Here is a 14,906-nt window from a genome sequence, read left to right as displayed (position 1 = left end):
AGCCACCACCGGGGTGTAGCGCAGCTTGGCAGCGCGCTTCGTTCGGGACGAAGAGGTCGTGGGTTCAAATCCCGCCACCCCGACAGAAACCGCCAGGTCAGAGGCCGGTTCTCCCCTAAGGAGACCGGCCTCAAGATCTTTTGTCCGTCATTCGTCCGCGAACCCCGCCGCCACCCACGGACACCGTCCGCCCCGCACCAGCACCGACCGGACCCCCTCCACCCACCGCAGGTTCATATCCTCAGCCCCTCCGCCTGTCGTCTGCCCCCACTCACCCAGGCATCCCTCCACCGTTCGGGACTTGCTCAGCAGACTCCTGAACGCTGAGGTTGCAGTCGAGTCCGGCCTGCCGAGGGCCCCGCATCACCTCGGCCCCATCAGCCTGGGATGCTGATCGCCGGCTTGCGCCCCTCATCTGCACTCGCACCGTTGCATTAAGTGCTCTCGGCTCACCACAGCCATCGATGCAGTTTCAGAGGGTCGCCGCGTCGCTACATCCCGACTCGCCTACAGCGGTCAGCGACGGGACTTCGTACGTAAGAGACATGCGAGACCTCAAGCGCATGGCGAATTGCGGCCGTCCCGCGCACGTAACTACACTCGACCGGTTAGCTATGAGGCTGCAGTTTCCGCGCAGTGCGCAGGATGGGGGAGCGACAGGTGAGCACGGACAAGCGCAGGGCAGTGGTCCTGCTGAGTGGTGGCCTCGATTCGACCACCGTGCTGGCGATCGCCCGGGATGAGGGATACGAGACATACGCCCTCAGCTTCCGGTATGGACAGCGGCACACCGAGGAGCTCGACGCAGCGAAGAAGGTGGCTCGCGAACTGGGCGCTACCGACCACGTGATCGCTGACATCAATCTTGCCGTCTTCGGTGGCTCGGCACTCACTGATGAATCCCTGGATGTCCCTCACCACGCCAATGCGGACGAGTTGGGCGAGGAGATCCCGATCACTTACGTGCCTGCGCGTAACACCGTCTTCCTGTCGTTCGCGCTCGCCTGGGCCGAGACCCTGGGCTCATCGGATGTGTTCATCGGTGTCAACGCCATGGACTACAGCGGCTACCCCGACTGCCGACCGGAGTACATCGAGGCGTACGAACGCATGGCGAACCTCGCCACCAAGGCCGGCGTCGAAGGCACTCAGAAGCTCAAGATCCACACCCCACTGATCGATCTGACCAAAGCTCAGACCATCGAGCGAGGTCTGTCCCTCGGCGTGGACTACGGCTGGACGCACAGCTGCTACGACCCCGTCGACGGCCGCGCCTGCGAGACGTGCGACTCGTGCCTCCTTCGCAGCCGGGGCTTCGCCGAACTCGGCCTTGCGGACCCCTCCTTCACGTCAGCGAAGGCTTGACGGGCCCTATGTACCGAGTCAAAGAGATCTTCTACACGCTTCAGGGCGAAGGGAGCCACGCGGGGCGTCCTTCCGTGTTCTGCCGATTTACCAGCTGCAATCTGTGGACCGGCCGCGAGAAGGACCGCCATCGGGCGATATGCCAGTTCTGTGACACTGACTTCGTCGGAACCGACGGCCCAGGCGGCGGCCGGTTCCAGACAGCCGTCGATCTCGCAGCTGCCGTCGCCAAGACCTGGCAGGGACGCGCACACCCGCGCAGTCGTCCTTATGTGGTCTGCACAGGCGGCGAGCCACTCCTGCAGTTGGACCGCGAGGCTGTGGACGCCCTGCACACCGAAGGGTTCGAGGTCGCAATCGAGACCAACGGAACACGCCCCGCCCCGGAGGGTCTCGACTGGATCTGTGTCAGCCCCAAAGCCGGCACCGAGATCGTGCTGACCTCGGGAAATGATCTGAAGCTGGTCTATCCCCAGGTCGGGGCCGAGCCCGAACGCTTTGAACACCTTGCTTTCGACCGGCTGCTCCTGCAGCCGATGGACGGTCCTGACCTCGTCGCCAACACACAGGCGGCGATCGACTACTGCCTCGCCAATCCGCAGTGGCAGTTGAGCGTCCAGACCCACAAGACCCTGGGAATCCGTTGATGGACATCTTCCGCGAGTTCACGTTCGAGGCTGCCCACCGGCTGCCGAACGTGCCCGACGGCCACAAGTGCGCTCGACTGCATGGCCACAGCTACCGCTTCGAGGTGCACGTAAGCGGCGAAGTCGACCCGGCCATGGGGTGGCTGATGGACTTCGCGGAGATCAAGGCCGCCGCCAAGCCACTGGTCGCACGACTCGACCACTACTACCTTAACGAGGTGCCGGGGCTGGAGAACCCGACCAGTGAGGTGCTTGCTAAGTGGATTTGGGACAGGCTGGTCGACAAGTTGCCGCTCTCGGCCGTCATGGTGCGTGAAACCTGCACTTCCGGCTGCGTCTACCGGGGGGAAGAGTGATTCTGCAGGACGTTCAGGCCACGCCGGACTCGCGTGGTGTCCCGCTTGACGAGGTCGGCGTGGAAGGGCTTCGTTATCCCGTCCTGGTCGCCGACGGCCAGGGCGCCAAGCGTGAGACCGTCGGCACCGCCGCCATGTCGGTCAGCCTCGGCCCAGAAGTCAAAGGAGCGCATCTCAGCCGCTTCATTGAGGTGCTGCACGAGGCTCGTGAGCAACTCAGCCTCAGCAGCATCGCCACCCTCGCCGAGGACCTGCGGCAACGTATGTCCAGTCCCACAGCGCGTGTCAGCCTCGACTTCCCCTACTTCCTTGAGCGGTCTGCCCCAGTGACCGGGGCGCGCGGCTTTGTTGACTATGCTTGCTCACTGGCCGCCGTCAGCGCCCCCGAGGAAAGCCGGGTCACGATGGCCGTCACGGTACCTGTGACCAGTGTCTGCCCATGCAGCAAGGCCATCAGTGATCGGGGCGCTCACAACCAGCGTGGCCACATCACGATCGTGGTTGAGCCGACCGATTCACAAGGCGGTCTCTGGTTTGACGACCTGATCGACATCGCGGAGAAGGCGGCGTCCTCGCCCGTCTACGCCGTCCTCAAGAGGCCGGACGAGCGCCACGTGACCATGGCGGCCTATGACCATCCTGTCTTCGTCGAGGACATGGTCCGCAACGTCGCCCAGGTTTTGAGGACGCTGGACACCATCGCCGCGTACCGGATTCGGGCGCTCAACGACGAGAGCATCCACAACCATGCCGCCTACGCAGCGGTGTCCTGGACCCGCCGAGCCGGCGAAGCATAGGCGATGGGCGACAACACGAGCACTCCAGGCGAACGGTCTGTCCACCTGGTCGTCACCTGCGCTAACCGCAAGCGAGGCTCGCTTTCCTCCACGCTCCGGGCACGCGAACTTCCTCAGAACCAGGACACACAAGCGCGTTGCCACGACTGGATCCGCCGCCTCGCCGCCGGAGCAGCGACCACCCGCGCAGCCGACCTGTACGCCGGCGAGTATTGGCAGGTAGCGAAACAACTTGGAGCAGTGGTTGGCCCCTCTGCTTCGATGTGGGTTTGCTCCGCCGGATACGGGCTGATGCCGGAGGACGCGTCCATCGCCGCATATGCGGCCACCTTCGCCTTCGGACAGAAGGACTCTGTCGCCTCCACAACCGACGATGCCCGCAGGTGGTGGGGAGCCTTGGCCGAGTGGACCGGCCCTGCCCCCGGTGCTCCTCGGACGTTCACCGACCTCGCCGCCAGCAACCCTGACGCTGCCGTCATTGCCGTCATGTCGGACGCCTATCTGAGGCCGTGCGCCCGCGATCTTCAGCGGGCGGCCGAGAAGCTAGTCGATCCGGACAACTTCGTCATCATCGGGCCGGGCCACCGCTACCCGGGCCTGGAGAACTTCATCGTCCCTGTCTCTGCGGCGGTCCAGCCCGCAGTAGGTGGGAGCCTGCTCTCCTTGCATGCACGGGCTGCCCGCCACGTACTGGAGATGGCCAGAAAGCAGCAAAAGCCGTTCACGCGGCCGACGCTGGCCGCCCTGATGAAGGAACTGAGGGAGTCGGCTCCCCCAGTAATCTCCCGGGCTCCGGGTGCCAGGCTTAGCGACGATGAGGTGTTCGCTTTCATTCGCGCAGCCATGGCAGAGGAAGCAGGGCCCGTCTCTGCGACCAAACTGCTGCGCTGCCTACGCAGTTCTGGGCGGTCTTGCGAACAGGCCCGCTTCAAGGGGCTGTTCCAGAAGATCATGCAGGAAGACGCGCTCAAGGACTGGTCCTGATGTCCATGCCCAGAAGCGAGCCTTCCATCGAGGTGCGAGCCCTTCGGATCATCCAGGTCAAGGACTACCCGCTCTACATCTTCATGTTGAAGGCCGAGCAGGTCCTCGAGTTCGCCGACATCTCCCGCGTGAGCCGCGATGAGGCAGGCAAGCTGATCGGCTATCAGCGCCCCCAGGTGCGCAAGCACATCCAGGAGATCGTCGAGTATCTGGACAGCCCGCTGCCGATCTTCCCTAACCCGATCATCATGGCGCTCTCGCCTGACGTTCGTTTCAAAGCCACCCGCGGCGGCAACCGGCTCCCAGATGATGGCGCCTCCGACACTGGCCGGTTGTTCCTTCCCCTGCCGAGGGAGGGCAAGCCGAAGCCCGCCTGGATCGTCGATGGACAGCAACGCGCGTTGGCCTTGGCGCGAGCTAAACGCAGAGACTTGCCTGTCCCAGTTACGGCGTTTGTCGCCGATACAGTGAGTTTGCAGCGCGATCAGTTTGTGCGCATCAATAATACGCGCCCACTTCCTCGCGGCTTGGTCACCGAATTGCTACCCGAAGTGGACAGCCCCCTACCGGCCCGCCTGGCGGTACGTAAGGCTCCATCGAGCCTGTGCGATGTGCTGAACACCGACAAAAAATCTCCCTTTTACGGGATGATCAAACGAGCCTCGAGTGCCGGAAGCCGCCAGCCAGGTGCGGTAGTTACCGACACTGGCGTCGTTGACATGATCCAAGAAAGCCTCACCTCCCCTTCCGGCTGCCTGTTTCCGTATCGCGACATCGGTCGCGGCGAAACGGATTACGACGGAATCATTCAGGCTTTGATCATCTACTGGACGGCAGTCCGGGACACTTTCCCCGAAGCATGGGGCAAACCACCGGAAAAAAGCCGATTGATGCATGGTGCTGGAATCAAGGCAATGGGTCGCCTAATGGATCGCATCCTCGGTACTATTGACCCTCAACGCGATGATGCATACGAGCAGATTCGCCAACACCTCGAACTCATCGCTCCGCACTGTCACTGGACTACTGGGACCTGGGAGGGCCTTGGGCATCGCTGGAACGAGATTGAGAATGTGGGGAAGCATGTCCAAGAGCTTTCCAACTACCTGATCCGTCTGTACCAGAGCGCACGCAGGGAACTCCTTTGAGGTTTTTCTTCCCAGATAGCCAAGACCAGGTCAGCCCGACCTTCGACTTCCGCAATGAGGAATATTCTCCGTACCGTGTACGGCAGCGCGACGACCGCTATGCGCATGAGGTCCTGGCGAAGCGCCCTTACCACGGGATCCTGGTCAGCAAAGCTATCGTGGACGGCTCGGTGAGGGGATCCGGGAAGTACACGATGCCGCAGCGGGAACGGCTTCATAGGCTGGGCGTACAGAAATACTTCAGGCTGCCGGATGGCGTCACCACGCTGGGCGATTGTGGCGCCTTCAACTATATTGACGAAATCGAGCCGCCGTACAGCGTGCCCGATGTCGTGGATTTCTATGAACGCTGCGGATTTGATGAAGGCGTTAGCGTTGACCATGTGATCTTTCACTACGACCGGCACGCCACAGAATCCACCGTCGCACCAAAGTGGGCTGAACGCCGCAGGATCACACTTAAGTACGCGCGCGATTTTCTCGATGAGGTGGAGAAGCGAAAGCATCCCATCGTTCCGGTGGGCGCTGCCCAGGGGTGGAGCCCCGCCAGCTACGCTGACAGCGTCCACCAACTCGAAGAGATGGGCTACCGGCGCATAGCACTCGGAGGAATGGTGCCCTTGCGGACCGACGACATCTTGGACTGTCTCTACGAGATAGATAAGGTACGGCAGAACGCAGAGTTGCATCTGTTGGGGATCACTCGGGTCGGTACCATCGAAAAGTTCGCCACTCTCGGGGTAACCAGTTTCGACAGCACATCGCCGTTTCGCCAGTCGTTCATGGACGACAAGAACAACTACCACACCGCTGATGGCGCGTACATGGCAATCCGGGTGCCTCAGGTCGACGGAAACCCGTCCCTGAAGCGAAAGGTGCTAGCTGGCGAGGTATCACAAGCCGAAGCCAAGCGCCTCGAGCGCGAGACACTTCGCCTACTGCGAGCCTACGACGAAGGTGGCGCTAGAGCCTCCCTAGAGAAGGTACTGAACGCCCTCCGCGACTATGAGCAACTGGTTGAAGGCGACAAGCTGGATCCTAAGAAGGGCGCCAAGAAGTCTCGTATCCCCAAGTATGAGATCCTTCTTCAAGAGAAACCATGGAAGACATGCAACTGTGGACTGTGCAGCAAGCTTGGCATTGAGATAGCCGTATTCCGAGGCACGGAACGGAACAAGAGCCGCGGCTTCCACAACCTTGCGGTCTTCGCCGCTAAGATTCAGCACATCGGCCGTGCGCCTAGTCAGGAGAACCAATGACCGACCAGCACACGCTTCGTCTTCCGGCGCTGGAGGTCCGGCAGGGTGATCGCCGCATCTACTGCTTCGCGGTTGACGGCAAGCGCCTGCATGAGTTCGCGGCTGTGTCTCGAATCCGACGTGATGACCAGGAGGAACTCCACGGCTACCAGCGCCCGGAGGTAGCCAACCACATCAGAGCGATCAAGCGCTATCTTGAGTCACCCTCGGCGATGTTGCCGAACGCGATCGTGCTGGCATTCGACAGCAGGGTGAAGTTCGAGGCCGGGACAACCCCTGAGACAGGGGAGGGCTACTCGGTGCCCGGAGAACTCGTCATACCCGTGGACGAGGACCTTCCCGAGGACCAGAAACCCGCTTGGCTGGTGGACGGCCAGCAGCGCAGTGCTGCCATCAGGGAAGCAGAGATCGACACATTTCCCGTCGCGGCCGTAGGCTTCATCGCCGACAACGAGGCTGAGCAGCGAGCCCAGTTCATCCTGGTCAACAACACCAAGCCCCTGCCCAAGGGCCTGATCCACGAACTGCTCCCCAACACCAGAGGCCACCTGCCGCCGGCATACGCCCGCCGCCAGTTGCCAGCGGTGCTCATGACCCGTCTCAACGGGACCGGCGCCGGCCCGTTCTACAAGGCGATCGCGACCCCCACCTCGCCGGACGGCTACATCAAGGACAACAGCGTCCTGAAGATGATCGAGAACAGCATGTACGAGGGGGCGCTCTACCAGTACCGCGACGAGCAAGGCGGCGGAGACGTCGAACGCATGCTGCTCCACCTCAACACGTTCTGGGGCCTGGTCAGGGACGTCTTCCCGGACGCTTGGAGCAAGCCGCCCCGCACGTCGCGGCTAACTCACGGCGTCGGCATCCAAGCCATGGGTTACGTGATGGACAAGCTCACCGAGGACGAGCCGGCCGAAGAGCTCGACCGTCACCACATCCTCGAGAAGCTAAGGAACATCAAGGTCGTAGCGGCCTGGACCGAGGGAAGCTGGCACTTCGGCAGGGACGATGAGCGAAAGTGGAACGGCCTGCAGAACACCCCCAACGACGTGAAGTGGCTGACCAAGGGCCTCCTCGTCATGGTCGACCAGGCCCCGCTCTTCTGATCCTTTATTGAGCGCTTCAACGTGCGGCGGTTTCGCAAAATGGCAGGAGATGGAAGTTTTCGCAGGGTTGCTGGAGCAGCGATAGCAGCAGAAGAGCATTCGCAGGGTTTTCCTATGACTTAGAATGCGAAACACCCATACTTGAGCAATCCTTAACTGGGCGCGATTTCGGATTCACTGTGAATTCACCAGGGCTGCGCTGGGCCTTAGCGCCGTCGCCGCGAAGAAAGGTTCTGCTGCCGGATTGCCAAGTCGTCCAGAGCACTGATGGCTGCGTGAGTTACGGATGCAGAACCTGCACCTCGGGGATACACGACTTTCTTGGCATACTGTCCAATGCAGTGGGTCGCCGCATGTGCGGCGCACTGTGTGATCATTAGACTGAAGTCTGAATTGCGTGCCGCCTCTTTGAGGCGCCGAGATGCGACCTTCTCTGCCGAGAGCACTACCTCGACCTGGGGGAACCGTTGGATAATGCGCTTCTGGACGCGCTGAAGTACACCTTCGTCCAAGCCATAAATGAGGATCTGCGCCGCCCCTACAATGGGCTTATCGTCGGCGCTTTCCGATGAGGTCCGCTCTGGCCATTCCAAGCTCAGGCCGAGTTCATCACTGAGGGAATGGGCAGTGCAGAGGTATGCCTCATCGAGGCGCCGCGCGTGGGCGCGCAGAGGAGCTAGCAGCATCTGGGCCGTCTGAGAACGGACCTCTGGCGCAGGGGAAGCGAAAGCCGCCAGTCGGTCGACAAAGTCGAGGGCTTGTCCGGCAGTCTCCGGTGCCACCCACTGGTCGAATCCGATGCTCATTTGTTCCAGGAACTCGGTGTACTCCTGAGTGTTCGGGGCGGTACGGAGAAACAGTTCCAGAAGCAGGTCGAGGACAGCGAGGTTCGCAGGGTCGCAGCGCTGGTTCACGATGCTTCGCATTACCGTGGTCAGCGCCTGCGGATAGAAGGTCTCTGAGCGGGTGATTTCCTGCAGGAAGGGCCCGAGTGCATACTGCCACACGGCTTCGTACTCGGGATCGGTGAGGTCAGCGAAGACGTCTGCCATTTCCGTGTCAGACACCGCCTCCAACTGGATCGAGATGTCGCTTCGGCGGACGTCCATTCCGCGACAAAGTTCGAAGGCAGTCTTGTCGCCCTGAGCGACCGCCTTGACTATGTCTGCCCATGTGTTGAGCGGTAGCTCGCCCGTCGTCTCTTCGGGCTCGGGCTCCGTTGTGACTACCGACTCGAGTTCAGCCAACTCCGCTGTCACGGTGTCTGCGTGCACCGACTGGTGGCGATACGAGGCCAGCGCCTCAGGAACGATATCCCCGCGGCCCTCGGCGTCGAGCAGCGCGATACTTCGGGCTAGTTCTGCCCCATCGCCTCGTCCGTGCATGCCGACGAGCAATACCGTGACGGCCTGCTCGCTGAGAGCCAGTAGGTCTCCATCAGCCAGCAACGAGAATTGGCTGTCGGGCGCCTGCAGTGCGTCTACGGCACAAAACAGGTCACCTTCAGCAAGCGCAGGTTCAACGTACGCCGTGTAGAGAGCCGATAGCACCATATCCTTCACCGGAACCGGCGGGTCCTGAAGCAGCACTTCGCGCAGCCCGCGCAGTGCCAGGACCTCGTTTGCTCTTCCCTGGGCAGTTAGAAGTCTGATCTCCAGATGTTTGACATTGGTCGGCGAGAGGCCGCCCTGGCGGTCGAGCTGCTGAAGAAGAGCCTTGGCGGTCTGTGGTGCACCGCTGAGGAGGGCTGCCTCGAAATCCGCCAGAAGACGCCCCAAAGGCTTGGGTGGGGACCATGACCGCGCGGGACTCCGCTCCACCATCTTCACCATGCGTTCCAGAGCAGTCCGCAGGCGCTTCCTCTCAACGGTGTCGGTGGTCGCCTGGACGACGAAGGTGCTTCCTGCCCCATAGCGCTCAAGGATCGCAGTCTCGTGCGGCCTGTCGAGCGCGGCGGGTGTGTCGTAGCCGTATTTCGCAAATGAGGGCCCAACAAACGCAACTAGGAGGTCACGTACAGAACTCAAGTGTTCGCGCCGACGAGGGATCACATAGTAGGCCATGCGCTGAGTCCTCTCATTCAGCCATGGCAATACCATCGGCGACTTACGGTAATTGATGGCGGCCTCCCGAAGGAGCGCGATGCCGCTCGGGTATTTGCCAGCGTCGTTGCGATCCGTATGAAGAAAGTGATCCACGAACTCCTGCGTACCGCCCGCCCGTTCCGCCACTTCTTCCTCAGACGCCACGTGCCGTCCATTCATGCCGATAGTCCACTATTGCCTGCGCCGCGGCCGGATCATCCAACGAGTAGGTGATCTTTTCTTTGTTTCTGGCAAGGCCGTTGCGCGTGAAATTCATGGAGCCCTCGAACATCCACTCCGGGCCCACCAGGGTCTTCTCGTGAACCACCTGATCCAGAAACACCTCCAGGTCCGTACTCTCGTCACGGCCCAAGGTGAGGCGTTCCAGGAAGGGCGCGTTCGCAGGTGCGCCCTGTGTAACCACGCGCACAGCGGTGCCACTCTTCGCCAACATCAGCAGCAACTCGGAGAGCCTGCACTGCAGTGGGGCATCTTCACCCAGAAGGTAGTCGAAGGCGCCATCAGCGTTATCGACCAGGTCCACATCGCTGACCCATGCAGACACCAGCCAAACTTCCCCACCGGGCGCCGACAATTGAGCCAGCAGTGCTGTCCGAATTAGTGAGTCCGCACGCAGGGCGCTGCGGGCATTGGTGCGGAGTGTACGAGCCGGGACAGTCACTGCTCAGCCTCCTTGATGATGGCCTTCACGACGACGTCACGGCTGTCCCTGTACACCTGGGCCACCTCCCCGAACAGTTTGAGATCTCCGCGGTCCACACGCAGGGCGGGGATGTTCAGCAGCACACGGCGGAGCAGATCGGGCCGGTCCAAGGGAACGACCACTTCGACTGCAGGATGCAACGAGAGCGCCTGGGCATACCTGGTCTGCCAGTCAGGCGATGTGACATCCAGGCGCGGCCATGCTTGCGTGTGCACGGCGGCTGCTAGTAGCCGGTCCAAGATCTGCGGGTTGTCTACCGCACGGTATGGCTGGTAGGAGTCCAGGTGGTAGTTCCGTGCCTGGTCTCCCCGGGGCCACAGGATGCTGAAGGCCTGGTCCGGGCTGATCTTGCGAGGCAACTGGATTTTGGACGCGCCCACAGCGTAGGCAATGACCCGGGAGTCGACCTCGATCCCGGTTGTTTCTTCCAACTGATCCCAAGCCTGCACCAGGGCAAGGGCCGTCGCATCGGTCAGGCTGTCGGAGCCGCGGCGAAGCAGGCGCATCGCGAGGGAGGCGACATCACCGTGCCGCGGCGCACCATCCAGTTCGTTCCAGGCCGAACGTATGCGCTGGAGTGCATCCCGGCTGTCCTGAGCCGACGTCGCAGCCCGCATCTCGCTCATCGCCTGCGCCAACTCGCCGTCCGGTGCGGCCTCCACCACATGACGGAGCAGATTCGTGAGCCGGGTGTCGGTCTGCTCAAAACTGTTGGGACGCAGAGCCGCGCTCACCAGGCTCCAGAAGCGGGCAGGATCGCGCCCGTAGGTCTCCGCCAACTTCTCGACCACTCCGAGCCCGCCCTCGGACGTCTCGCTGATCCAGATGTGATCTGGCGTTGATCCGGAACCCGGCACCACGTCGAGTATCAGGTCCTGTTCGCGTGCGTCGGGACAGGCGCGGGTCACCGCCTCAAGGATCGCGGCGGCCAAGGTGTCCCTGTAGGCACGACGTGCGAGGCCAGCCGTACGGTCCTGAAGGTTCTCGCCGAACAGCAGTGAGCCAGCGTCGTCCAGTACAGCTACGACATCGGGGTTCTTGCTGAGTTCCTGCAGATTGCTGATGACGCGGTCGCTAGGACTGCCGGCGTCCGTAGGCGAGGCGGAGGGGTCCTGCCTATACAGCAGCGGGATGACCTTCGGGATGCTAGCCCGCCATGCGCCCTGCGCCAGTCGCGCGTGAATCGTCTCAGGCTTGGTGCCCTCCAGTCCCTCGAGTGCGAATGCGGAGAGGTAAACCAATGACAACCATCCGCGCTGGAACGAGTTAGTTGCATCGGCGATCCGCTGGTCCTCCAGGACGGTGTTCATAAAGGCCTTCGAACGCCACTGGGGAGAGTTCAGATGCTCCACCACGCCCGGCTCAGAGGTCTCCAGGGTATTGACCTGAATCCGGACAGCGTCGACGGATGAGGTAAAGCCCATGGCCGCTCTCATTCCTTCGAGGGCGTAGCTGACTTTTACCTTGTGCCGCTTAGCGGGCCTGCCCGTGATCATTTCAGCCACAGCACCATAGGTCATGCGGCGCACTTCGATGGGGTTGCCTGAAGCGTGAGTAGCGAACCCGACTGACAAAACCCGATCACGCCACTCAGGCACCTTGGGTACGTCCGCTGCAACCGGAGCACCCGCAGGGTTGTCCATGAATTGGGTTGCCCACAAGGGGTTTCCTTGCGAGGAAGTCGCAATCACCTTGTCTGGCTGTGCAAGATTGATGCGGCGCGGGCGAGTGACCTCGACCGTCTTCACATCCGCGCGGCCGGTGTCCCAACGGCCCTGCCGGTCCGCCGCGTCGAGAATCTCACTCAAATCGATCACTGCATCATCGACCCCGGTGGGAACATCGAGCCAGGTACGGTGGCGATCATCTCGATAGCCGAAGCGGCGGCTGACACGGCCAGGCACAGCTTCACGCAGTGCCCGGCCAACGGGGAGTTTCTCCTCGTCGTCGGACGTGGCGAAGGGAAGCGCAAAGCTCACCTCCGGAAGATTCAGCGGAGCAAAGAGGGAAGTCGTGACGAACTCTGGGAGAAAAGCCCGCCGGTCGTCCGTGCCAGGATCCTGATGGATTGGCGATTTGCCGACGCTAAGACGCCGCAAGAGGGTCGGAGCGACTGCCAACAGCAAGGACCGGGGCTGCTCCCACAACAAGGCCTGCACTTCGTCGGGGCTCAGGCGCAGCGCTCCTCGTAGATGTTCGGCCAGTGCACGAAGGAGAGTCTCGTCCCCCTCGAGGAGTCTCTCCAGGTCCCCAATGATCGCGCTGCGGGCGTCGGGCAACTGCTCATCGTCATAGTCGGGGCACGTGTCCCCTGTAGCCAGCGTTCGGGCACTAACCCAGAGCCGCCGGTTACGCAGTCGGCTGCCGAGCCAATCAATGAAGGCTTGAGCACCTTGGATCTTGATGATGTGGCGGTTGTGCACGGGCAGGGTCCGGGGAGTTACCTCGGGAGCAAAGAGAGACACGTAGGCCTGGTAGGCCAGCCGGTCTCGCCCGAAGTCGGACAGTGCGACGATCGTGAGCGGGCGCGTGCCCCTCTCACGGCCGGCACGGCCCCGGCGCTGCAGGAAGGAAGCTGGATCGCGAGGTGCCTTGTGCTGGACTATCAGCCCGACGTCGGGATCGTTAAAACCGACTTCGAGAGAGGCCGTCGCGACGACGAGGTCGGCGTCCCCGTCGACGCCTGCATCCTGGGAGGTGGTCCTGCCGATCGTCAAAGGACGCTGGCTCAGATCAGAACTGAGGTTGTGCCCGATCAACTCCGGGAGGTTCCAGGACTGGCCCGCGAGGAAACGCTCCTCTTCCGCCGGCAGGTCCATGGAACGCAGAGCCGCAAGAACCGCGGCGCCCTGCTTTCTACGACTCTTCCCGTACTGCCCACCCTCCGCGTCTCGCAAGTCGTCATACAGGCGGTTGGTGACGTCTAGGTCGTCGGTAAAGAGGAATCCCTTGGTGCCGTGCAACGTCGTTCCTGCTGGACGATTCCTGTCGAGCAGACGTCCGTGGAGCATCGCCGTCTGGATCGTGGTGGACAGAAGGCTCGTGCCCGACAAAGGATCACCGCGCAGCGCGAGGTGATACTCGCGGCCCTCCGATTCCATGTCCCTGCTGTGTGGCTCAATGAGTGTGACGCTTTCCGCGGGTAGTCCGACGAGTTCCGCCATGAAGCGGTCGGCCTGGCGCAGGGTGGCGCTGAGCCCGACAAAGGCGACGGGGCCACGGCGTGCGTGACGCCAACGGCGCAGCAGCAGGGCTGTTTGGGCACCTGTGGAATCGGAGTATGTGTGCACCTCGTCAAGCAGGACGACGCGGGGACCGTACCCCGTCCAGCCGAGAGTCTTGCTCAACTTCGACCCAGCACTGTTACGGTTGAGCATCTCCGTTGTGGTGAAAAGCAGCTTGGGCGGAATCTTCTTGATCGACTCTCGGGTGAGAGCCATGACGTCGCGAGGTATCTCCCTCTGACACACCGAGCACCGCAACGTCTCCACGTTGCGAACCCTGTCGTTGTCGGACCAGAGCATGGCGCCGCCGTCCCCTGTCGGACAGGTCAGATAGGGACAGACACGGGCCCCTCCCTGTGCGGCGGGCCACTCATAGGTTCCATGTGTTACATCATTGCCTCGGTACGGTGTACGCCCGTAGAGCACACCGATTCGGGGACTTGGCAGACCTCGCCGCCGCAGTTCAAGGGCGTTCTTGATCGCTTCACGCAACTGGTCGCGCAGCAGTTCGATGCGCGGATACAGTGCGAGAGTATGTACCCCCGAGCCCCTGTGGTTGGCCATTGCGGCGAAGGCGGGGAGGTAGAACGCGAGGGTCTTGCCGCTACCCGTACCGGCACCGACCACGACGCCACGCGAACCCCCGTTAGCCAAGGAACTGGTGACTGCCTTGGTGGCGTCGACCTGGAAGCGTGAGAGTGCGTATGAACCGATCAGCACGCCGGCCACCGTGGAATGCTTCTCAGTCCATCCCGGTGTGGCTTCCATCTCGGCAATCGCCTGTGCGGCTGAGATGTTACGCGTCGGATAGCGGCGTTCGGACACGTGCAGGCGGTAGTCGGCGACCAGAGGCCTGCCTTTCTCCCACCAGTCGGCCTGCAATGCCGTCCCCGGCCAAGGGGCGAATATCTGCCGCAGAGAGGCAGTCAGACGAACCCCCTCGGCAAACCTCGTCCGATATCGTCCGGCTCCACCGAAGGGAACGTAGAAGAGAAGTTGCTGGTTGATCAGCGCGTCCTTCAACTGGTCGGCGTCAGAGAACAAGGACGCCGCGTCCTCGTCATCTAGTACCGGCCACAGAGCGTCAGCAACTTCTTCTTCCGAGAGTGCACCGTCGGTGACGCCCCACTCAAGAAGGGGCAACTCCCGCTCCTCCAAGGCATTAAGTGCCTTGCCCAGAATAGCGCGGTGCGGTGTTGTTGGTGCCAC

General features: G+C 62.2%; 11 protein-coding genes and 1 tRNA gene. 9 read left to right on the top strand and 3 right to left on the bottom strand.

Going from position 1 to position 14,906, the window contains the following annotated elements:
- Positions 1-9 precede the first annotated feature (9 nt).
- The 9 genes from ABGB11_RS04820 to dbpB (ABGB11_RS04780) all read left to right on the top strand — a co-directional run bounded on the left by ABGB11_RS04820 (position 10) and on the right by dbpB (ABGB11_RS04780) (position 7,665).
- Positions 10-83, top strand: a tRNA-Pro gene (locus tag ABGB11_RS04820).
- A gap of 577 nt (positions 84-660) precedes the next feature.
- A complete protein-coding gene (queC, locus tag ABGB11_RS04815; RefSeq protein WP_240809590.1) occupies positions 661-1,365 on the top strand; it encodes a 7-cyano-7-deazaguanine synthase QueC in 705 nt (234 codons plus the stop codon).
- An 8-nt stretch (positions 1,366-1,373) separates the two neighbouring features.
- Positions 1,374-2,012, top strand: a complete 639-nt coding sequence (gene queE, locus ABGB11_RS04810) for a 7-carboxy-7-deazaguanine synthase (RefSeq protein ID WP_347629166.1) — start codon at positions 1,374-1,376, stop codon at positions 2,010-2,012.
- Positions 2,012-2,368, top strand: a complete 357-nt coding sequence (gene queD, locus ABGB11_RS04805) for a 6-carboxytetrahydropterin synthase QueD (protein WP_347629164.1) — start codon at positions 2,012-2,014, stop codon at positions 2,366-2,368. The genes queE and queD overlap by 1 nt, the downstream gene beginning before the upstream one ends.
- Complete coding sequence (folE2, locus tag ABGB11_RS04800) at positions 2,365-3,165, top strand: GTP cyclohydrolase FolE2 (protein WP_347629162.1); 801 nt, start codon at positions 2,365-2,367, stop codon at positions 3,163-3,165. The genes queD and folE2 overlap by 4 nt, the downstream gene beginning before the upstream one ends.
- A gap of 3 nt (positions 3,166-3,168) precedes the next feature.
- On the top strand, positions 3,169-4,149 hold the full coding sequence (locus ABGB11_RS04795; protein ID WP_347629160.1) for a hypothetical protein: 981 nt from the start codon (positions 3,169-3,171) through the stop codon (positions 4,147-4,149).
- Positions 4,149-5,297, top strand: coding sequence for a DGQHR domain-containing protein DpdB (dbpB, locus tag ABGB11_RS04790; protein WP_347629158.1), 1,149 nt, complete (start codon positions 4,149-4,151; stop codon positions 5,295-5,297). Before ABGB11_RS04795 ends, dbpB (ABGB11_RS04790) begins: the two co-directional genes overlap by 1 nt.
- On the top strand, positions 5,294-6,556 hold the full coding sequence (gene dpdA / locus ABGB11_RS04785; protein ID WP_347629156.1) for a tRNA-guanine transglycosylase DpdA: 1,263 nt from the start codon (positions 5,294-5,296) through the stop codon (positions 6,554-6,556). Before dbpB (ABGB11_RS04790) ends, dpdA begins: the two co-directional genes overlap by 4 nt.
- Positions 6,553-7,665: a DGQHR domain-containing protein DpdB gene (gene dbpB / locus ABGB11_RS04780; RefSeq protein WP_347629154.1), complete on the top strand. Its 1,113-nt coding sequence runs from the start codon at positions 6,553-6,555 to the stop codon at positions 7,663-7,665. Before dpdA ends, dbpB (ABGB11_RS04780) begins: the two co-directional genes overlap by 4 nt.
- Before the next feature lie 206 nt (positions 7,666-7,871).
- On the opposite strand, the gene dpdD is transcribed toward dbpB (ABGB11_RS04780), so the two are convergent.
- Genes dpdD through dpdJ form a run of 3 tightly spaced genes read right to left on the bottom strand, consistent with a single transcriptional unit; the run spans position 7,872 to position 14,906 of the window.
- On the bottom strand, positions 7,872-9,914 hold the full coding sequence (dpdD, locus tag ABGB11_RS04775) for a protein DpdD (RefSeq protein WP_347629152.1): 2,043 nt from the start codon (positions 9,912-9,914) through the stop codon (positions 7,872-7,874).
- The gene (dpdK, locus tag ABGB11_RS04770) at positions 9,904-10,431 is read right to left on the bottom strand and encodes a phospholipase D-like domain-containing protein DpdK (protein WP_347629150.1); all 528 of its coding nucleotides are present in this window, start codon (positions 10,429-10,431) and stop codon (positions 9,904-9,906) included. The genes dpdD and dpdK overlap by 11 nt, the downstream gene beginning before the upstream one ends.
- Complete coding sequence (dpdJ, locus tag ABGB11_RS04765; protein WP_347629148.1) at positions 10,428-14,906, bottom strand: protein DpdJ; 4,479 nt, start codon at positions 14,904-14,906, stop codon at positions 10,428-10,430. The genes dpdK and dpdJ overlap by 4 nt, the downstream gene beginning before the upstream one ends.

Origin of the sequence: Actinomadura sp. B10D3, assembly GCF_039871695.1 — a bacterium.
In the GTDB taxonomy this organism is placed as follows: Bacteria; Actinomycetota; Actinomycetes; order Streptosporangiales; family Streptosporangiaceae; genus Spirillospora; species Spirillospora madurae.
Note: the sequence above shows the minus strand (reverse complement) of the source record. Positions and strands in the feature narration are given on the sequence as shown.